This window comes from Pseudomonas mosselii, from assembly GCF_019823065.1.
Taxonomy (GTDB): domain Bacteria; phylum Pseudomonadota; class Gammaproteobacteria; order Pseudomonadales; family Pseudomonadaceae; genus Aquipseudomonas; species Aquipseudomonas mosselii.
This window is the reverse complement of sequence record NZ_CP081966.1, coordinates 3852940-3872652: the sequence shown is the minus strand read 5'-3', so window position 1 is coordinate 3872652 and position 19713 is coordinate 3852940. Positions and strand designations below refer to the sequence as shown.

Annotated in this window: 20 protein-coding genes; 7 read left to right on the top strand and 13 right to left on the bottom strand. The window is 64.6% G+C overall.

Annotation, left to right across the window (positions count from 1 at the left end; all coding sequences use genetic code 11):
- Nucleotides 1–2: 2 nt before the first annotated feature.
- From K5H97_RS17940 to K5H97_RS17915, 6 genes are all read right to left on the bottom strand, one after another.
- Complete coding sequence (locus K5H97_RS17940) at nucleotides 3–644, bottom strand: cbb3-type cytochrome c oxidase subunit II (RefSeq protein WP_003149800.1); 642 nt, start codon at nucleotides 642–644, stop codon at nucleotides 3–5.
- The gene (locus K5H97_RS17935; protein WP_003149798.1) at nucleotides 641–2197 is read right to left on the bottom strand and encodes a cbb3-type cytochrome c oxidase subunit I; all 1557 of its coding nucleotides are present in this window, start codon (nucleotides 2195–2197) and stop codon (nucleotides 641–643) included. The genes K5H97_RS17940 and K5H97_RS17935 overlap by 4 nt, the downstream gene beginning before the upstream one ends.
- A 518-nt stretch (nucleotides 2198–2715) precedes the next feature.
- The gene (locus K5H97_RS17930) at nucleotides 2716–4386 is read right to left on the bottom strand and encodes a bifunctional protein tyrosine phosphatase family protein/NAD(P)/FAD-dependent oxidoreductase (protein ID WP_004350643.1); all 1671 of its coding nucleotides are present in this window, start codon (nucleotides 4384–4386) and stop codon (nucleotides 2716–2718) included.
- A gap of 48 nt (nucleotides 4387–4434) precedes the next feature.
- Nucleotides 4435–5313 carry an MBL fold metallo-hydrolase gene (locus tag K5H97_RS17925; RefSeq protein ID WP_003149790.1) on the bottom strand — a complete coding sequence of 293 codons (879 nt, stop codon included), beginning with the start codon at nucleotides 5311–5313 and terminating at the stop codon, nucleotides 4435–4437.
- A gap of 187 nt (nucleotides 5314–5500) precedes the next feature.
- Nucleotides 5501–6028, bottom strand: a complete 528-nt coding sequence (locus K5H97_RS17920) for a rhodanese family protein (protein ID WP_004350638.1) — start codon at nucleotides 6026–6028, stop codon at nucleotides 5501–5503.
- Between the two features lie 22 nt (nucleotides 6029–6050).
- Nucleotides 6051–6362 carry an ArsR/SmtB family transcription factor gene (locus K5H97_RS17915; RefSeq protein WP_003149789.1) on the bottom strand — a complete coding sequence of 104 codons (312 nt, stop codon included), beginning with the start codon at nucleotides 6360–6362 and terminating at the stop codon, nucleotides 6051–6053.
- Between the two features lie 149 nt (nucleotides 6363–6511).
- Here K5H97_RS17915 and K5H97_RS17910 point away from each other — a divergent pair, with 149 nt between their 5' ends.
- The 3 genes from K5H97_RS17910 (at nucleotide 6512) to K5H97_RS17900 (ending at nucleotide 8674) form a co-directional block, all read left to right on the top strand.
- Nucleotides 6512–7738 carry an MFS transporter gene (locus K5H97_RS17910; protein ID WP_004350634.1) on the top strand — a complete coding sequence of 409 codons (1227 nt, stop codon included), beginning with the start codon at nucleotides 6512–6514 and terminating at the stop codon, nucleotides 7736–7738.
- A 76-nt stretch (nucleotides 7739–7814) separates the two neighbouring features.
- Nucleotides 7815–8192, top strand: a complete 378-nt coding sequence (locus K5H97_RS17905) for a carboxymuconolactone decarboxylase family protein (protein ID WP_004350630.1) — start codon at nucleotides 7815–7817, stop codon at nucleotides 8190–8192.
- Nucleotides 8193–8302: 110 nt separating this feature from the next.
- Nucleotides 8303–8674 (top strand): DsrE family protein, encoded by a 372-nt coding sequence (locus tag K5H97_RS17900; RefSeq protein ID WP_028692521.1) that lies wholly within the window; start codon nucleotides 8303–8305, stop codon nucleotides 8672–8674.
- Nucleotides 8675–8733: 59 nt separating this feature from the next.
- Here K5H97_RS17900 and K5H97_RS17895 read toward each other — a convergent pair whose 3' ends face one another.
- Nucleotides 8734–9528: a crotonase/enoyl-CoA hydratase family protein gene (locus tag K5H97_RS17895; protein WP_004350627.1), complete on the bottom strand. Its 795-nt coding sequence runs from the start codon at nucleotides 9526–9528 to the stop codon at nucleotides 8734–8736.
- Nucleotides 9529–9792: 264 nt separating this feature from the next.
- On the opposite strand from K5H97_RS17895, the gene K5H97_RS17890 reads away from it, so the two are divergent.
- Entirely contained in the window at nucleotides 9793–10935 is a 1143-nt protein-coding gene (locus K5H97_RS17890; protein WP_023120494.1) for an AraC family transcriptional regulator, read from the top strand.
- 47 nt (nucleotides 10936–10982) lie between these two features.
- Here K5H97_RS17890 and mobH read toward each other — a convergent pair whose 3' ends face one another.
- Nucleotides 10983–12875 (bottom strand): MobH family relaxase, encoded by a 1893-nt coding sequence (gene mobH / locus K5H97_RS17885; protein ID WP_004350623.1) that lies wholly within the window; start codon nucleotides 12873–12875, stop codon nucleotides 10983–10985.
- Between the two features lie 315 nt (nucleotides 12876–13190).
- On the opposite strand from mobH, the gene K5H97_RS17880 reads away from it, so the two are divergent.
- The 3 genes from K5H97_RS17880 to K5H97_RS17870 all read left to right on the top strand — a co-directional run bounded on the left by K5H97_RS17880 (nucleotide 13191) and on the right by K5H97_RS17870 (nucleotide 14895).
- Entirely contained in the window at nucleotides 13191–13817 is a 627-nt protein-coding gene (locus tag K5H97_RS17880) for a hypothetical protein (RefSeq protein ID WP_003149774.1), read from the top strand.
- Nucleotides 13818–13829: 12 nt separating this feature from the next.
- Nucleotides 13830–14462, top strand: a complete 633-nt coding sequence (locus K5H97_RS17875) for an RES family NAD+ phosphorylase (RefSeq protein WP_003149772.1) — start codon at nucleotides 13830–13832, stop codon at nucleotides 14460–14462.
- A gap of 73 nt (nucleotides 14463–14535) precedes the next feature.
- Nucleotides 14536–14895: a DUF3742 family protein gene (locus K5H97_RS17870; protein ID WP_003149770.1), complete on the top strand. Its 360-nt coding sequence runs from the start codon at nucleotides 14536–14538 to the stop codon at nucleotides 14893–14895.
- 15 nt (nucleotides 14896–14910) lie between these two features.
- Here the strand turns inward: K5H97_RS17870 and K5H97_RS17865 are convergent, their stop codons facing one another.
- The 5 genes from K5H97_RS17865 to K5H97_RS17845 are packed head-to-tail and all read right to left on the bottom strand — an operon-like array spanning nucleotide 14911 to nucleotide 19624.
- Nucleotides 14911–16458 carry a conjugal transfer protein TraG N-terminal domain-containing protein gene (locus tag K5H97_RS17865; RefSeq protein WP_004350620.1) on the bottom strand — a complete coding sequence of 516 codons (1548 nt, stop codon included), beginning with the start codon at nucleotides 16456–16458 and terminating at the stop codon, nucleotides 14911–14913.
- A 15-nt stretch (nucleotides 16459–16473) separates the two neighbouring features.
- Complete coding sequence (locus K5H97_RS17860; protein ID WP_003149767.1) at nucleotides 16474–16830, bottom strand: hypothetical protein; 357 nt, start codon at nucleotides 16828–16830, stop codon at nucleotides 16474–16476.
- Nucleotides 16827–18221 (bottom strand): integrating conjugative element protein, encoded by a 1395-nt coding sequence (locus K5H97_RS17855; RefSeq protein ID WP_003149765.1) that lies wholly within the window; start codon nucleotides 18219–18221, stop codon nucleotides 16827–16829. Before K5H97_RS17855 ends, K5H97_RS17860 begins: the two co-directional genes overlap by 4 nt.
- Before the next feature lie 9 nt (nucleotides 18222–18230).
- Entirely contained in the window at nucleotides 18231–19181 is a 951-nt protein-coding gene (locus tag K5H97_RS17850; RefSeq protein WP_004350617.1) for a TIGR03756 family integrating conjugative element protein, read from the bottom strand.
- The gene (locus tag K5H97_RS17845; protein ID WP_004350615.1) at nucleotides 19178–19624 is read right to left on the bottom strand and encodes a TIGR03757 family integrating conjugative element protein; all 447 of its coding nucleotides are present in this window, start codon (nucleotides 19622–19624) and stop codon (nucleotides 19178–19180) included. The genes K5H97_RS17850 and K5H97_RS17845 overlap by 4 nt, the downstream gene beginning before the upstream one ends.
- Nucleotides 19625–19713: the final 89 nt, after the last annotated feature.

The following is a 19713-nucleotide window of genomic DNA, read 5'->3' as shown; positions in this document are numbered from 1 at the left end:
CCTCATTGACGCGGGCCCTTCTGAGTTTTCGGATCGTAGCCACGATCACGCAATGTCGCCTCTTTGGCGCTGACGGGGTAGGAACGGTCCAGGCTCAACAGGTACGCGACCAGGTCGAGCGCCTCCTGTCGGGCCACCACCACTTTCCCGTCCGCGGGACGGTACTCCTGCGGCAACTTGACCACGACCTCGCCGGGCGCGGCCTTCTCCTTGACCTCGAAGAGGAAGGGGTACGAAGGCATGATGCTCCAGTCGAAGATGGCCCTGGGCTGGTACAGGTGGGTCAATTGCCAGTCCCGGCTCGGCAGGCGCACCCCGACATTCAGCAAATCGGGGCCGGTGCGCATCGTCCCGAGCAGTTGGGGAGCGTCGTAGGCGTAGTCGCCCGGCGTGGACGGCCTTCCCCAGCCCCGGGCCTGATCCGCCAGCGTCTGGCCACTCGAACGAGGCTGCTGGCTGTGACAGTAGACACAGCCATTGGCCACGTACTGCGCACGGCCTCTTAGCTGTTCGATCGTGTAGTTCTGCAACTGCGCAGGTGCCTGGACCGTACGGACCTGCAGGCCGGGGAGCACCACGAGCATGACGGTCGCGAACACCAAGATTCCGACAGCGCCGACGAACAATGGAATCAGCCGGTTCATGCGTCACCTCGCCGTTTCGACCAGAGTAGGGCCATCGCATGGAAGGCAAAGACGAAGTGTCCCAGCGTCATCATGCCGCCGCCCACCGATCGACCTTCGAGATACGGCACGATGTTGCGGGTGATGTCAGCGAAACTGGTCTGTGGATCGAGCAGCGACATGCCTTGCAGGAAACCGCCGATGGTCAATGACAGGAAATAGATCAGAAAACCCAGGACCGTCAGCCAATAGTGGATGGCGATGAGTCGCGGACAGGGCCAGTTCTTGCCCGTCAGGTAGGGCAAGAGATAGTAGAAGGCGCCGAACAGCACGATGGAGACGAATGCGTAAGCTCCCAGGTGCGCATGCCCCACCGTGTAGTGCGTGAAGTGGGTGATCGAGTTGATGGCCCGTACAGCCTCCAGCGATCCCTGGAAGGATGCGGCCGTGTACATCAATGCGCCCGTGGACACGAAGCGCAGCGCCATGGACTCCTTGAACGCCCAGAAATTCTGCGCGACCGTCACGTGCTGATTGATCGCCACCGCGATGACAGGAATGAACATCATGACGCTGTGCACGATCGACAGCGTGACCACCCACGTCGGCACGGGCCCACCGATCAGGTGATGAATACCCACCTGGCTGTAGAACAAGGCAAGGCCCCAGAAGCCCAGCAGCGAAACGCTATACGAATAGATCGGCTTGCCGATGATCTTGGGAATCAGGTAATAGGCAGCACCCAGCCCCAGCGGTGTCAGCCAGAGGCCAAGCACGTTATGCGCGAACCACCAGTTGGTGGTGGCTTGCTGCACGCCTGAATGCAGGCCCGGGATATTCGCGATGAAGAACAGAATGGGGAACCATGCCAGTCCCGCGAGGTAGTACCAGCCGCTGACGTAGATGTGGTGAACGTTGCGTTTTCGGGTCGTCGCGATGGCGGACCATGCGATGAAGAAGCCGCCGAGGGCCAGGACGATGTCGATCTGCCATGGGATTTCGAGCCACTCCAGGCCGTCGCTCCATCCATTGGCAATGGCAATGGCACCGGCCGCCACGCCGAGGGCCCACAGCACCGCGCCCACCATCGCCATTGCGGGCCTTCGCAGGGGCGTATGAAACATGCGAGGGATGATCCAGAGCGCGACCGCTATGCCCCCTGTGGACAGCCAGCCGTACGCGACCAGATTCAGATGGACGGTGCGCGCGCGCCCGAAGGTGGTGAACGCCTGACTCGCCAGCCAGTCGGGCCAGTGCAACTTCAGCGAGGCGATCATCCCGAACAGCGAGCCAACGATCAGGAACAGGAAGGAAGCGATGGACAGGACCAGTACGACGTTCCGACCCGGGGCGTCGACGCCGGCACGCAAGGCGTCGAATCGATGCTCGGCCGCCCCTTCATCGAATGAAGATGGATCATCCGGGGAGCCGGCCTCGCCCTCCAGAAATATGGTCGAAGCCTCCTTCTTTCCCGCATGGATCTGGCGCGTCACGATGGACCAGATCAACGCGCCCAGAGCCGCCAGCGAGACGATAAAGCTCAGAGCAAGGAGAAACCCTAGGCTTTCATTCATGGGCGCTCCAGAAATGGCGCGCAACCATCCGAATTGGTTCCGATGCCAACCACTGGTGTTGGCGATAGTGTTCCATCAGGGCTTGCCTCAGCATTGTTTTTATGAATGTCGCATGTGAATCACGGGAATGATGGTCAGCCTCGATTAAGCGAAAGTTAAGAGTGTTTTTCGAGGTGCCCCGCGCTCTTTGACCGTGGACTGTCTGGATGGCGAGATCCAAATACAGTCGGCCCGGATATTCGAATCGTCGTGACGCGAAGGTCTCGGCCGCCTCGCGGCAGACACCGGCGCTGCGCCTGGGGTCAGCATCGGCAGGGGGCGGGACGATCGCTTGTTCGCCTAGTGCCAGGAAATCACAGTGGACGCACGTATCCGTTATAACCACCCGCATCCCGAAGGACAGTCTCCCCTGGCAGGGATAGCCGCTGTTGAGGCTCGGAGGGCCGAATGCCGCTCCTCCTTTCGCCCGCACTATGAGCGTCGGTTTCCCATGTCCCGGCGATGACGCATGCGGCGGCTCACCCGTCCGAGAGGACAGGATGCGCGAGCCATTCGCGGCCCTTGAGCATGCCGTCCCAATAGACCGGCGGCAGGATGCGTTCCTTCAGCAGCCACGCCAGCGATGACGGCCGCTTGCCGTCGATGAACCATTTCGGAAACGAAGGCGCCAGCTTGCCGCCGTAGGCAAATTCCGCCAGCACGATCTTGCCGCGCTCGACAGTGAGCGGGCAGGAGCCATAGCCGTCATAGCTGGCCAGGCGCGTGGACCCGCTCCGGGCGGCGAGCAGGTTGTGCGCGACCACCGGCGCCTGCTTGCGTGCGGCCGCAGCAGTCTTGGCATTGGTGGTGTTGGTGCAGTCGCCGAGTGCGAAGACGTTGGCGTACTTCTTGTGGCGCAGGCTCGACGGGTCCACGTCCACCCAGCCCGCAGCGTCCGCCAGCGGGCTCACTCGGATGAAGTCCGGCGCCTTCTGTGGCGGCACGGCGTGCAGCAGGTCAAATGGACGGGTGACGCGCTCCTTGGTGCCGTCGGCGTTCGTGCGGATGAAGGTGGCTTCATGCGCTGCGCCATCGACGGCCACGAGCTGGTTGCTGAATTGCAGATCGATGCCATAAGCCTTCACGTACTCCATGAGCGCGGGCACGTAGTCCGGCACGCCGAAGAGCACGCCTCCCGCGTTGCAGAACTCGATGTGGATGTTCTTGAGCACGCCCTGCCGCTTCCAGTGATCGGCCGAGAGGTACATCGCCTTCTGCGGCGCACCCGCGCATTTGATGGGCATGGGCGGCTGCGTGAACAGGGCCTGGCCGCTCTTGAGGTTCTGCACCAGTTCCCAGGTGTAGGGCGCGAGGTCGTAGCGGTAGTTGGAGGTGACGCCGTTGCGGCCCAGTGTTTCAGGTAGGCCCTCGATGCCGTTCCAGTCGAGTTTCAGGCCCGGGCAGACCACGAGCTGCTGGTACTTGACGACGCGGCAGCCATCGAGCACGAGGGCGTCGCGCTCGGGCTCGAACGCGGCGACGGCCATCTTGATCCACTTGACGCCGCGCGGAAGCACGCTCGCCATCGTGCGCGCCGTGTGCGCAGGCGGAAAGATGCCCGCGCCCACCATCGTCCACCCCGGCTGGTAGTAGTGCACATCCGCCGGGTCGATGACGGCGATGTCCGCGTCCGGCTTGCGCGCGAGCAGGCTGGACGCCACCGCGATGCCCGCCGCGCCCGCGCCGACGATCACGATGTCATGCGTGGCGTCCACGACTTCGGTGGGTGTGCGCCCGCCGTTGGCGATGCGCCGGGCCACGCCGGACAGGTCGTAGCCGGCACCGCGCGCGGCTTCGAGGATGGAGGCCAACGGCTGACGCTGCGCCTGGCTCAGCGCCCACAGCGTGGCCGAGCGCGTGCCGGTGCGGCAGTAGGCGAACACCGGGCCGGGCAGTTGCGTCATCAGCGTCCCGAAGGCCTGGGCCTGCTGGTCGGTCACTTTGCCGGACTCGACGGGCAGGTAGGTCGCCGCCATACCCAGTGACTGGGCGGCCTGCTCGATTTCGCTGAAGCCGGGCTGATCGCCCGCTTCTCCATCGGGCCGATTGCAGATCACCGAGCGGTAGCCAGCCTCGGCGATGGCCTGCAGGTCGGTGGCAGCGATCTGGCCGCTGACGGCCAGTCCCTGGTCCAAGGCTTTGATGTCCATGAGGGTCTCCTGCCCGGAAATTGTCCTTTCAGCCGGTCGGTGCCGCTCTCAGAGGGCATCGATGGGAATCTTGAGGTAGTGGACGCCGTTGGATTCGGCAGGCGGCAACTCGCCGGCCCGCATGTTCACCTGCACGGAGGGCAGCAGAAGCACGGGCATCGCCAGCGTGGCGTCGCGCTGCTCGCGCGTGGCCGCGAAGTCATCCTCGCTGATGCCGTCACGCACATGGATGTTGTGCGCACGCTCCTCGGCCACGGTGGTCTTCCATTGAAGCTCGCGCCCCCCGGGGCGGTAGTCGTGGCACATGTAGAGCACGGTCTCCGGCGGCAGCGACAGCACGCGGCCGATCGAGCGGAACAGTGTGCGCGCGTCGCCACCCGGAAAGTCGCAACGCGCCGTGCCATAGTCGGGCATGAACAGCGTGTCGCCCACGAAGGCTGCGGCAGGCGCTTCAGGTGTGGCGTTGTCCTGGACCAGATAGGTCATGCAAGCGGGCGTATGGCCGGGGGTATGCATGGCCCGCACCTGCAGCGTGCCGAGCATGAAGGTCTCGCCGTCGTCGAACAGACGATCAAACTGCCGGCCGTCACGCGCGAAGGCCGGCTCGGCGTTGAAGAGCTGGCCGAACACCTGCTGTACGGTACGGATGTTCGCCCCAATGCCGGTTCGGCCGCCCAGGCACGAATGGAGATACGGCGCGGCGCTCAGGTGATCTGCGTGCACATGCGTCTCCAGAATCCACTGGACGCTCGCCCCCAGTTCCCGCACGCGCTCGGCCATGCGGTCCGCGCCGGCGCGCGAGGTGCGGCCGGATTTAGGATCGTAGCCGAGCACGCTGTCGATGATGGCGCACTGACCGCTTTTCGTGTCCAGCACGATGTAGCTGAAGGTGCTGGTGTCCTCGTCAAAGAAGGGTTCGATCTTCACGGTGTCTTTGCCTCGCTGAATGTATGACCCGTCTGTTGTCGCCCAAGCTCCCTTGATCGGATGTTTGTGGGTCGTTCTCACATGCCAGATGGTGTCCGGGTCGAATTAACTCAAAATTAAAAACTTGCCGTCGCATGTTCTTGCCGACCGGCGGCCGAGTGAAGAAATCGCTTCCCCACCCGTAGACTCAGCCGGCCAGCGCGCGGCGGTTCCAGGGCATGCGCATCAGCACGCGCGCGAGCCCACAGAACCCCGAGACACCGGCGAAGACCAGCCCCGCGCCCACGAAGCCCGAAAGCACATGGAACCATGGCGAAATCGTGGCGCCCAGCACGGCACCCAGCACGATCAAGGACCCCGCAACAATCTGCACCTGCCGTTGCAGCTCCAGGGGTTGAGAGGCGTCCGCCACGACGGGCAGGCCGGCCTTCTTCCAGGCGTCCAGCCCGCCTTCAAGCACGTAGGCCTCGCAGGCCGTGCATGCCCCCAGCGTCGGGGCGTTCACCCGCGTCCGGTTGCCCGAGCGGCAGTGGAAGATGATTGCCGAAGCGCCGTCGAGCGGCAGGCCGCCGCTTCGCAAGCGGTCCATCGGCACATGGCGTGCCTGCGCGATGCGCTCACGGGCATGTTCGTCCGCCGCACGGATGTCCACCAGAACGGCACCCTGGTTCATGAGTTCGCTGGCAGCTTGGGGCGAGATGGATTTCAGGGACATGGCAATGGCCTCCGAGGGTGGATCAGGGACAGAAGATGGCCTTGAGCGTGGCGATGAGCTTGGCCACGTCGGGGTTGTCGATACGGTAGTGCAGGGTCTGCGACTCTCGCCGATAGGTCACCAGGCCTTCCTCGCGCATCTTGGCCAGGTGCTGGGACAAGGCGGACTGGCTCAGCGCCACGTTTTCGTGCAGGGCACCGACGGTCATCTCGCCATGCTCGATCAGCAGGCAGAGAACGAGCAGGCGATGCTCATTGCCGACCGTCCGCAGCATGGCCGCAGCCTTGGCCGCGCCGTCCTGTAGAAACGACTGGTCTTTCTTGTCAACCATCATGGCAGCTTGTATTTAACATGTATCTAATTTAGCATAAGCTAATAAAATATCAAGGCACTTCCTCGAAGGCAGGAAGTGCGGCAGGTCTTCCTGCCGGTGTTCTCATGCTGCGGCGTGGGTTCGCCTGACACCTCATTCCTGATTCGTTCATGACGCCACCTGCTTCGCTGCCACCGCCCGCTGCGACAGATGCCCGCCGCAATGTGGGCCTGCTGATGGCCGCCCAATCGCTGGGCGGCGCCGCGCCACCCATCATCATTTCGCTGGGCGGCATCGTGGGTCAGATGCTGGCCAGCAACCCTTCGCTGGCCACACTGCCGGTCAGCCTCTACAACCTGGGGCTGGCGCTGTCGACCATCCCTGCGGCCCTGCTGATGCGTCGTCTGGGCCGGCGCGCGGCCTATGCGTTGGGGGCGCTGCTGGGTTCGGTGTCCGGGCTCATCGCCGCATTGGGCGTCCTGTGGGGCAGTTTCGAGACCTTCTGCGTGGGCACGGCGATGGCTGGCTTCTACGGCGCGTGCGTGCAGAGCTACCGCTTCGCGGCCAGCGATGCGGTGCCGCCGCCGCAGCGCGCCACCGTCATCTCGCGCATCATGATCGGCGGCCTGATCGCCGCGGTCATCGGCCCGCAGGTCGTCATCTGGACGCGCGACGCCTGGCCCATGGCGCCGTTCGCTGGCAGCTTCCTCGGGCAGGCGGGCCTGGCGCTGCTGGCCTTGCCGCTGCTGCTGATGCTGCGCATGCCGCCGCCCCAGGCGTCCGCCGTCGTGGGCGCGGCGCGCCCGCTGGCAGTGATCGCGCGCAGTCCAGGCTTCGTCGTGGCCGTCACGGCGGGCATCGTGTCCTACGGCCTGATGGCTTTCATCATGACGGCCGCGCCGATGGCCATGGTGGGTTGCGGCCACACCGTGGGCGAGGCGGCGCTGGGCATCCAGTGGCACGTGCTCGCCATGTTTGCGCCGAGCTTCTTCACCGGCCACCTGATCGCGCGTTTCGGCAAGACCGCCATCACGGCGTGCGGACTGGTGTTGATCGGCACCTCTGGCCTGCTGGCCCTGGCCGGCCTCGAACTTCTGCACTTCTGGGGCTCGCTGATCCTGCTGGGCGTGGGCTGGAATTTCGGCTTCATCGGCGCCACGGCGCTGGTGACCGACTGCTACACCGCGCCCGAGCGCGCCAAGGTGCAGGCACTCAACGATTTCCTGGTGTTCGGCACCGTGGCCGTCGCCTCGTTCGGGTCGGGCCGGCTGCTGAACACCTCGGGCTGGGAAACCATCAACGGCCTGATGCTGCCCCTCATCGCGCTCGTGCTGGCCCTGCTGGGTTGGCTGGCTTGGCGCAACCGCCGGCAGTCGGCGGCGGCCGCTGCGCCATGAAGCCGTCTGGGTCCGGTCGAGCGTGCGGGTCAACCCGGTTTCATATTCGATGTTCCAAAACCATGAGGAGTTCGCGATGACGACAAGTTACCGGCAACTGACGCAGGACGTGGTGGCTCACCTGGCGCCCCTGCACAAGGGAGTGCCGCAGGTCATGAAGAGTTTTGGTGAGATGGGCAAGGCAGCGATCGCCGACGGCGCACTCGACGCCAAGACGAAAGAGCTGATCGCGTTGGCGATCGGCGTGGCCGCGCGGTGCGATGGCTGCATCGGCTTTCATGCCAAGGCATTGGTCAAGCTCGGCGCGACGGCTGCGGAGGTCCATGAGGCCCTGGGCGTGGCCATCTATATGGGAGGGGGTCCGTCGGCGATGTACGCATCGAACGCGGTGGCCGCCTTCAACGAGTTCGCGGCGCTGTCCAGCATTCCGGGCGCGCCGGCCAGCGCCCCGTAGCCTGGGCCCGGTCCGTCGTGCGGCGCCGCGGACCGCCTGCATCCGGTGCCAGAGCTTTGCACCCTCCAACTCGCATCCCCACAGTCGCTGTTTATCACAAGGACCTAGCCATGCAGACCACCGACTTCGTTGCGACCATTTTTGACGGAAGAAGCAATCCCAACAAGGTGACCGTGACCTTCATCATGGCGCTCAACGCGCTGCTCAAGGGACATACGGCGACCATCATCCTGATGGTGGAAGCCGTGGAACTGGGACAACCCGGCGCGGCCGCTGGATTGGACATCGGCAAGCCTTTCGAACCCGTTGCCGATCTGCTGGAGAAATTCTTGGAAAATGGAGGTCGCATTGCCATCTGCGGCTCGTGCATGATCCACAACGGTATGACCGCCGCGCAGATGGACCCGCGTTTTAGCGTCATCAACGCACCCGATGTGGTGGAGTTGCTGATGGGCGCCAGGGGGTCCTTGCAAGTGACCTGAGCCCAGCCATGACGCGGTCGCGCATCGCTGGCCGAGGCCGGTAGCGCGCGTCTTGAAGATCAAGCATTCAGTTGGACCTTGTGCGCCTTCTTGTTCACGAAATCGCCCAGGCGCTCCTGCACATCGTCACCCTGCTGGATCATGGCCATCACCAGCCCCTCGGTGAACAGCCCGTCCGTGGCCGACATGTCGGCGATGCGGCTGATGGCGCTGACGATGGCGTAGTTTGAAAGGGGCGCATTGCCCGCGATCTTCTTTGCGAGGGTCAGGGCGAACTCGGGTGCGGGCGTGTCGCCTTTCGCGATGTCGCATACGTAGTGGGCCAAACCCAGTTCGCGGCCCTCCCGCGCATCGAGGACCCGTCCGGTGAGCATCATCTCCACCATGCGAGGGGCGGAGATGATCCGCGCAGTGCGCACCGTGGCGCCGCCGCCCGTGAAGATGCCTCGGGTGCCCTCGGGCAGTGCGAAGAAGGTGCGGCTGTCGGCAACGCGCACGTGGGCTGCGCTGGCCAGTTCCAGCCCGCCGCCCACGACCGCTCCCTGCAGGCAGGCGACCACGGGAATGCCGCCATGCTGGATCTTGTCGAACGCGCGGTGCCAGCCCTGGCAGACGCGCATGAACTCGACGCCGCTGCGTGCCTTGTCGTGATGTTCCTTGAGGTCCAGGCCGGCACAGAAGTGATCGCCCTTGGCCGTCAGGAGGATGGCCCGGATGTGGCTGGGCACCGCTGAGAAATAGGCGTCGATGGCGGCGATCGCTTCCTCATTGAGCGCGTTGCGCTTGTGCGCCATGTTGAGCGTGACGATGCCGATGTTGTCTTGTTCGGAGGTCAGCAGAATGGGCTCGGACATGAAGTTCTCCTTGCAGTGGGTCATGAACATGGTGGTCTGCGGCGGGCAGGTCGATATGCTCGGTCCGGCAGGCATCGGCCGCCTCGCCGCTGCGGTGACGGCATGGCCCGCACTGAAGCGGACCATCCGTTCAAGGCCGAGGATCTATGCCAATGTTGCCAATTCTTGCGCACTGAGCCTGGCCTGGGCGCGAAGTGCAGAGAGACCGCCGGAATCGCGGTCGAACCTCGCAGCCGATACTATTGAGGGGCCTTTACCTTTTCCATGCCCGTAGATTACTTACCGGGGATGCTGGGCTCAATTGCCAATAGCGCCGTGAAATTTGCAAAAACTGACAATCTCGTCAGGCCGCCAAGAGGACTTCCTGCGAGCCCAAATGCCGTCGCGGCGGCCACGGTCTCATGCGATCTGGTGGAGGACCTGCTGCGCAGCCTGCGCTCGCTGTGCTCGGACCAGGCCCTGGATCGCTGCCTGCAGCAGGCCGGCATCGTGAAGGCATTCATCAGCCACCCCGGCTCGCGTCTGACGCACGATCAACTGGTCGGGCTGTACCGACGAAGCGCCGCTGCCACCGGCGATGAAATGATGGGACTGTGGAGCCGGCCCATACGGACCGGCGCTTTGAAGTACATCGTCCGAGCGGTCATGGACGCGCCAAGCATCGAGGTAGCGCTGTATCGCTTCACGCAGGTCTGGAACCTGCTGCTGGACGACTACAGGCTGAGTCTCACGAAGGCAGACGCCTCCTTGCGCTTGGAACTTGTCCCGCGGTCTTCCAAAGCGGGGGGGAACCGATTCGGGCACGCACTGATGCTGAAGCTGACGCACGGCATCGTGTCATGGCTCGCCGGCCGAGAGGTCCCGGTGCGCAGTGTGGCCTTCGCTTTTCCACGCCCATCATTTGCAGCCGACTATTCGATCCTGTTTCCGGCCCCGATCGATTTCTGCGGACCCCTCTCTCAGATCACCTTTCACGCCGAACTCGCAAAGGTCCGGCCGAAACGCAGCGCGTCCGACGCGCGCAGCTTCCTGGAGCGGGCGCCGCGCGACTGGATTTTCACCTCCTACCACCAGCACGCCCTCCGGCTGAAGGTGCGTGAGCTGCTGCATGTGGATCTCGGACGGACGCTGGACGATGTTTCCAGCCGGCTGCACATGTCCTCGCGGACATTGATGCGCAAGCTGCAGCAGGAAGGGCTGTCGTTCCAGGGCATCAAGGATGAGTTGCGCAGGGATCTGGCCATCCTCCACCTTGTGCGCAACGACAGCTCACTGGAGGAGATATCCGATGCTTTGGGCTTCAGTGCCCCTGCCGTCTTCCACCGCGCGTTCCGCCACTGGACGGGTATGACCCCCGGACGATACCGGGCGGCGCAGCAGGGCATTTCCCATGGGGTTACGCTCTGACCTGTGCACCGAAGAGCGGGCATCCGGACCGCGCCCACTGGATATCCTCATTTCGCAGCCAGCGAGACTTCACGCCCCGCCTCCTCGTTGAAGAGGCACAAGTAGGGGTTGTTGGGCGGCACTCGCTCGAACAACGCACCGGGCTGCGTCAACAGGTAGCCGTGCAACTGCCGCGATTTGCGCGGCCCTGAGACGTGACAAGTCCAGATGTTCAGGCCGCTGGCCTGCTTGCGGTGCGCGGCCAGCTTCTCGAAGCGCTTTTGTGCCCACTGCCACGGCTCCAGTTTTTCCTGGCGGGCAATGGCTGCCAACTGCGGATGCTCTTGAGCGTATCGCTGGAACACTCCTGGGCTGACCAAGTATGCGGTATCGCTGACGGTATGCACGAGTGCCTTCGCGTCATTGATGATGAGCCGACGCGAGGCAATCCCCTGTTTCAGCCATGCCATGAAGTGCTCGCCAGATGGCTGCACCGTTGTCGCTGCTGGTGTGGCCGCGGGCGCCGGTGATGAGGGTGAAGATGCCACGATCGATGGTGGTGGTGCTTCAGGGCGTGTGGCAGAGAGTTCGGTGGGGATGGTTGACTCATCCTGCTGTGTGGCGGACGAATCGCCCATTCCTACCATCGTCAGCAGATCCTCCATGACGTCGGGCATGGCCTCAGCCAGGGGGGCGATAATTGGGTCAGCAGCGCTGCCGCCTTCCCATGGCGGCGATTCCTGACCTCCTGGGGTCGGTTTCGCCGCGACCTCCGGCGACGATGCCGCAGCGGCGTGCTTCTCGACAGGTGACGTGTCGATCGCTACCGTCCCGGCGAACGGCGCCGGTCGCTCGCCAGCCTCCCAGATCAGCGCAGGTGCGAGGCGCAGCAGCGTGAATGAGTGGGTCCAGCCGGCGTTGCTGGTCACGGTCGCCCGCCAGACCGCCTTCCCGTCCAGTGTGGGCTGCAACATGCCGTGGTCCTGCAGCACGTTGAAGACGGCGGTGTTGTTCGCAGGGATGCCATCGATGCCCTGCGATAACAGGTGCGCGCGCAGCTTGTCCGAGACCGTCTTGCTCACCAGCCACAAGGCATCCTCGGTGAGCCAGCCATCGGAGGCCTCGGGCTGATTCAACTTCAACTCTTCCTTGAGCAGGTAGCGCAACCCGTCAAGCAGCTTGCGTTGCAGCGCGTGCTTGGGCGCGGCCATGGCGCGCGCCGGATCGCCGCCCAGTTCCTGGGCCACGGAGGCGCGGTCGGCCTGCACCACGAGTTCGCCCAGCACACCGGCATGCTCGTACTGGCCGGCCAGGACGTAGAGCAGCGGTCCCCACAGGTCGCGATAGTCACTGAGCCAGTCCAGGAGTTGGGTGTCCAGCAGTTGGCGGTAGAGCAAGCCCGTCGCCGCGCTATGCAGGCGGTATTCGCGATCGTCGCGGTAGCGGAAGCGGTACGGCTGGTGCAGCGGACCGTACCACGGGTGCCACAGCGAGCCATCGGCCAGTTCGACGTGCAGATCGACGGCGATCTTGCCGATGTCGTGCAACAACGCGGCATAGGCGACCGCAGCAGTCCAGGCTTCAGCCTGCGCAGCTTGGTCCTCGGGGCTTGCGCCGATGGGAAGCAGATGGGACTGCCGCAGCTTGAGGGCATAGGCAACGATCTCCAGGCCATGGTCGAGCATCCCGCCCGGGTACGCATGATGATGCGATTCGGAAGCCGGGAAGGCCTGAACCAGTTCGGCGTAGCGCTCCAGCGGCGCGCGGTACAGGACGGCGAACTGCTTGCGCGACAGAGACGTGCGCTGCCAGATGTGCTCCAGCAGCTTCTGCCGACGCGGGGTGGCCAGCAGCGATGCGGCCGACTCGGGCCGCATCAACCCTTTCGGGAGGTCGGATGCGGGTGGTGGCGTTGGAGCGGTAGCGACCGCGGGCCGTTTTCGCTGGAACAGGGAAAGCATGTGGGTGTCCTGATGACGGGCCGATCGGGAGGCCTTTTGGCCTTTTCGAGGTAGGGCCTTTCCCCTTGCACCCCGTTCCCTTGCCATTTCGGCCCTCTGGCCTTTCACCGTTTCGGTATAGCGGGGCACGGGATGCGATTCCAGCGTCAATGGGGAACTCGGTGGAATGGATTGGACGGCGAGCCGGTGCTGGTCGCGCTCTATGCTGAGTGGACGCCGCTTCCGCCGGGCAGGTTCTCGAAAGGCGACAAAGTTGACAAAAGCGACAATAGAGACTAGAGTGAATCCTGTCTCAAACCTGCCTGGGAGATCACCATGCCCAATGCCATTGAATTCATTGCCGATCGCCTGCCGCGCGTCACGGTGGAGGATGTGCGCCGCTTCGCGGATACCGTCGAAATCCGGGATGCGCCGGCTTTCGCGGCCGAGTTGCAGGCTTTCATTCACGAGCGCGTGGAGGCGGTGAAGCTGCCCGCCAACTTGGACGGAGAGACGGTGGGGCAGGCCCTGGCACGCAAGGCGGCCGCGCTGCGCACCGAAACGCGCTGGGCACCGACTGAAACCGACGTCCAGCGAGGCCGCGCCGTGTTGCTGGAAGCCTTCAACCAGCCGCATAACCTGCCGATCCCCGAGTACGCCAAGCTGGCGGACAAGTCGCGCCAGCAGATCTACAAGGACATCCTCGCCCGTCGGCTGTTGGCGCTGAACGTGGGGCCGCGCGGTCAGAAGCTGCCCGACTGGCAGCTCGACCCGGTAAAGCAGCAGTTGACCCAAACCGTGCTTCAGGAGGTCGAGGGCATCGACCCCTGGACGATCTACCGCGCGCTGTCCGAACCGCTCGAAGGCTTGGGCGGCCGCTCCCCGGTGGATGCGGTGACGCACAGCACGATCGATGACGTGGCCGATGCCGTGTTCAACGTACTGGGCGTTCAGGTGCATTGAAGCGAGATCGCCATGAGCCACGAGCTGCCTTCGTTCCTGATCGATGCCGGTGAACTGCTCCAGCATGTGAGCCGCGTCGTCTATCGGGGCAGCCCGCTGTACTATGGCCGCAGCAGCACCAATCGCTACGATGACCCGGCGCGGGCCTACGGCGTGCTCTACCTGGGGCGCGACCTGCCCACGGCGCTGATGGAGTCGGTGTTTCATAAGCACCAGTGGCTTGCGGACACGAAGCGCTCGATCGCGCTGAAAGAAGTCCAGGCCCGGATGGTGCGCGCAGTAGGCGTGATGGACGATGTGCTCTTGGCCGACCTCACGGCGCCGGGCGTCATGGCGGGCTACTTCGGCCTGAACCTGGAGCAGTTGGCCAGCCGCGACTACACGCACACGCAGCAAGTGTCCGCCCAGGTGCATGCAATTCTCGGAGACGACGGCCAAGCGCTGTTCGACGGGGTGCTCTATCCGTCGCGCAACAACTATCCCGCCAAGAGCATCGCCCTGTTCGAGCGTGCGGCAGCAAAGGTAGGCGTTGTCGATGACATCGACCTGGTGGACCATGTGGACTGGCCGCACTTCGTTGCCACGTATCGCGTCGACGTGGAGCCTGACCCCGGCCCGGTGGAACCGGATGACGAAGCGTCATGAAGCACTTTGAAGCCCGCAGCAGAATGAAATGGACCAAATTGGAATAGGCATCCCTCAGTAGCAGGAGACGACCATGAGCACCACGACCCGCATCAGCACTGCGGAACGCCTCGGCCGCGCCCTTGGCCGCGGGTGGCGCGCCTATGCGCGCAGCGAACGTCGGGCGTCGAACTGGTTGGTGTCCAAGGGTGTGCCGTTGGCTGCCGCCGCCGCGCTGCTGTGGGCCGGCAAACTGGCTGTCCTGGGGCTGCTGCTCTACGTTGCTTTCTGGCTGGCGTTGCTGCTGGTCGCGCTGGTGTTTGTGGCCCGGGGGCACGATACCGTCGAATGGGAGCCGCCCGAACCAGAGTGGCGGCACGGGCACGCCGGTTTTGGCCTCTATACCCACGATGAGTATCGGATAGATTCACATGATCCATCTGATGAGACCTAGCGAAGAAGCAAGGCACTACTTCCTCTTGCTGGGTGTCGATGCCCACTTCATAGCGCCGCCAAAGGCCATGTCGGCGGCTTTGCCGCCGGCCGCTTTGGCGCCTGCCGTACCAGCAGCAAGCCCTTGCAACATGCCCCCCACGGCGTAGCCCGCCCATCCCAAGGCGGTTACCCAGAACAAGGGCAGCACGATGAACATCGTCGCCATGACGAAATTCAACAGCATGTCTCCGAAGGCATTGTTGAGGCCCATGACCGGATCGAAATTCGTATGCGGCCGGTTCCATCCCCAGCCCCATCCGTAGAGCGCGTCCAGAATGGTGCTGTCGATCCAGCGCGCGAGTTGGAACCAGAAATCCACGAAGAACAGCGCAAACTGCACCACGCTGACCGTCACGAGTGTTTTCAGGTTGTAGGTGCTAACCATGAGCACCACCGGAATGCAGACAACCAGCGCCATCTTCAAGAGCGCCAGCACCATCGGAAGAGCCTGGCGCATTGCATCCATGGAGGGGAAGTAGCCCAGCGAGCCTACCGCCAGTCCTACGTCGGCCGCCGCCCGGGTGATGATGTTTGGGTCGGTCATTTCGATCTGGCCACCGTAGTCCGTATAGACGCTGCCTTGGTTCAGCTTCTGCTGTCGCGGTGACGCGATCGCGCGGATCACCGAATCGTCCACCTCGGCACGGCTCAGGAAGCCAGCCCAGCCCGCCAGGCGATTGAGCAGGCTCGGGTCCACCTGACCCAGCAAGCGTGCCCGCAGTCCATTGCTGCCATCGGCCCACCATTGCCTGCAGGTCGGATAGCCGCCGCCGCTGGCCACCTGCGCAAGCCCTGCGTCGCGCGTGCTGTCATAGGGCCAGTCCTCGCGCGGGGTGCTGGAACGGTATGTGTCGTAGTAGCCGTTCGTGTCCGTGAAGAAGCGTGAGCCGATCCAGGTTACGTCGTGCAGCTGCTGCTCATCGAGTTGAGGCCGCTGCATGAACAATTTCGCCCGCGCAGCCCCATAGCAATCCCGCGAGAAATCCGCTACTTCCTGAGCCAACACTGGGTCGTCAATGCGAGTCGCGTCGATCTCCATGCGCATCTGCCGCAGGTCCGTGCCGCACGGGATCGCTGCCACTGAAGCGCCCGTGACGGCGCGCGAGAGCGCGTGCATGAACGCCCACCACACCGGCACCTTCGCCGACTGGTTGTTGATGGTGCTGAAAGATTGCGACCAGCCGGTATTCGAGGGCTGCGGCACACTGACCTGGCATTGCGCCGAGCGCGAGCTGTCGTACTGGATGGTGTTGAGGTCCACGTCGATGAACGGGATGCCCGCGAACATCACCACCACGATGGCGACGAAGACCCGGTTCTCGATGCGGGCGGCGCTCAGCACGCCTTTATTGCCCTCGTCGGCGCCTTCTGCACGGGCCTTCAACCACTCCTGCACGATGATCGCCACGAAAGGCAGCGCGAAGACGCCGCTGGATACCAGCACGGCCCAGATGCCGTTGTTGACGATCCAGGACACCAGCGTAAGGTAATACTCCAGGTAGTCGGTCGTGAACAGAGTCATGGCCCGAATCTCCTCTCAGCCCTGCATCAACAGGCTGGCTTCCAGCGCCACGATGGCGACGACGCCTGCGATCTCGGTGCGCACCAGGCGGTGCCGCGCCTGGGCGTCGTCCTCACGTACCAGCAGCCGGCGGCGCATCCAGATCCACCCGTACACCGTCGCCCCGTATAGACACAGCCGCCACACGAATAAGTAACCCGCAGCGGCGGCGAGCCACCGCTCCCAGCCGGCAACGCTGCCGACCAGGTAGATGCCGGCGATGTTGGCCGCGACCGCGGCGGCAACGATCAGCACCGTCCACAGCAGCGCCTTCGCCGCGCGCCGGCTGAACAGCCAGCGCAAGGGGCGCCAAGTCATGCGCGCCGCGCTCATGGCCTGGCTCCTGGATTGCCCTTCTGCAACTGGTCGAGGCGGTCGGGTACCGGATCACCCTCGTAGATGCCGCGCGAGCCTGCCGCGCGCGTACCGTGCCGCTGGATGATGGCCATCGGTGAGTTGTTTGCCAGCTCGCGCCGAAGCTCCAGCTCCGTCTTCAGGTTGCGGATCTCCCGGTCGAGCGTGTCGCTCTCGTGGTTCACGGCCTTGACCGCGAGTTCGTTGGCTGCGACGTTGGGCTCCTTCTTGCCCGTGAGCAGCGTGCGCTGGAGCAGCAGCGCTTTTTCCAGCACCGACGACAGCGCCACCTCCGACGCGAGGCGCCGCGCCAGAAGGTCCTGGTCCGGCTCGTCGCGCAGCGCCTCGATCACGCCACGCGTGATTGGCAGCGACGTGCTGCCAGCCTCGCGCAGGTTCTCAAAGGTGGTAGTGCGCGTGCCGGAAACCAGCTCCTGAAGGACCTCCAGCTTCGCCTCGTACTCTTCCTGGATCAGCGGCGTCAGCCCGACGCCGGGCACCGTCTCGGTCTTGGTGCAGGAGTCGCAGGTGCGCTGCACCTGCTCTCCGAGGACCCGCGTGGCCCATTCGGTCGCCTGCTGCGGCGACGTCCAGGTCTGGCAGGACAGGCTCGCACAACTGGCGGACGCGATGGAGGATGTGTCCGTCACGCCACGACCGTTGACCAGGTTGTAGCCCGCGCGGGTGACGTCGCCGACCACCCGGATGGCGGACTGGCCTGCGCCACCAGCATTGCTGCCACCCACCCAGGGCACGCCGTCGTTGCCGCGGCGCGTCTCGGCCTGCTCGACGGCCGACACGGCATCGTTGCTGCCAACCGCGTCACGCAAGGCCATGCCTTCGGCCATCTGGCTCCAGCCAAGCTGGCCACCCGCTGTCTCGGCCATCTTCTCCGCCATGGCGCGGCACGTCAGCTTGGAGCGGTCGAAGTCCAGCCGCGCCTGCAGCACGCCGTTGGTCAGCAGGTTGTACAGGCCCGGATCGGCGCGCTGAATGATCAGCGCCGGCAGGGACGCTACCGCGCTGGTGGCGCTCTGGATTACGTTGCTCATGATCTGCTGAAAGCCGTTCGTGATGCCGTTGAGCTGATTGCGCAGCGTGGTCTGGATGCTCATGTCGCCGCAGATCAGGTTGCTGTTCCACCCCACACCGACCCCGATGGAGCGCATGCCGGCCGCGCGGCCCATGGACACCGCGCTGCCGCCGCCGATCGAGTACATGACGTCATCGCCAATGACGGGGCCGCTGTTCTGGTATCCGACCTGTGCCCACGCCAGGCCGCAGACCAGGGCGAGCGTGCCGGCCAGTGCCGTCGGGCGCAGCAGGCGGCACGCCTTGGTGGACAGGTTCTTCGGTTCAGGACGCTTCATCGTGGCACCTCAGAGGAAATCGACGCTGCCGAGGAACACCTGGCCCCGGCGTTCGCAGCACGCATACGGACGCCACAGCGCCCACGCGTAGTCGCCTTGCTGGGCTTGGGTCAGCGTGCCGCTGTGGGGGAACACCACGCAGGTGTTCGACAGGCGCGGCGTCAGTTCCTGCCACTTGCCGGTCGAGGCATCACCTTCCATCAGCGCGCCGGCCGGCCAGTAGCCATCACGCGCGTTGGCGAGCAGCGGCTGGTACACGTGCAACTGCCCGCGCCGCGTGACGACGTCACCGGCGCGCTGAGCCACGACCGCCCCGGATTTGTGGTCGTCGGTCTGGTGCAGGAAGCCGCCGCGCGGATAGACATTGCCCCAGAGGTTCATCGTGGTGCGCGCACCGACCTCGCGCCGGCCCGGGATCAGCGCCTCCGGGTAGGCCATCTCGGGCACGTTGTAGCGCCAGGCCAGCGTGTCCAAGGTGCTGAGCAGATACGGCATGAAGGCCGTTCCCGCGCCTTGGCAAAAATAGCCCGAGGACGAGGCGAACTGGTTGAACACCTCGCCGCCGGGATGGCCGATGACATCGGCGTTCTTGAATTTGGCGAGGTTGTTTTCGTGGTCTTCGTTGGTGGTGCCGTCGCCGCCTGCCTGGGCCGAGGCGTTCGGCATGCTCATCGCTCGCACTTCGACCCAGGGGTTCTCTCCGGTGTTGCTGTAGCTGGAGACGACCGCATCGGGGACGTAGTGCCGGACCTTGGTGGACGTGCGCACCGAGCAGCCGCCATAGGTGCAATACAGCCAGTAGCAGATGCCCACCACCCGGTACTCCAGGCAGTCCGGCGACATGACGGAGGACACGATGGTGACGGTGTTCAGGGCGTAGCTGCCCGTGGCGCTGACCAGCAGCAGCGAGGCCACGGCGACGCGCAGGCGGCGCAGCAGGTCGAATGGGCGATAGGTCACGGTTGCCTCCTCCGGTGCTGCTCGATGCAGGACACGGCCCGGGCCACGTCAGGCTCGCCATAGACCACATAGCGTTGGTCCACCACGACGGCCGGGATGGTCGTGACACCCAAACTCCATGCGTCGGTGATGCCCTGGTAGGCGGTGCCAATGCGGCGCTGAAGGTCGGTGCCGCCTTGGTTCAGGCGTTGCCGGACGATGGCTGCTGCGCGCTCGGGGTCGGCTGGCAGATCTGCGGAAAGCTCTGCTTCGAGCCCGGATGCCCGGTCCAGCTCGATCAGCCGCTCGCCGCCCATGGTCTTGACCGGGTGGCGGCTGTCGGTGACGACCACCACGTCGGCGGCGAACGCGGCCGGGCTGAATGCCGCGAACGACGCCGGCAGCACGATGGCCAGGCCAAGGGTTCGCCAGCCTGGTGCGAACCGGGTAAAAGCTCCTGGCATGTCTTGCACCCCGGAAGTTGATCAGGGCCATAGTCAAACGCCGAACCCCATGCGGCCCCAACAAACAATGCGCATCGCGGCCACCCCGC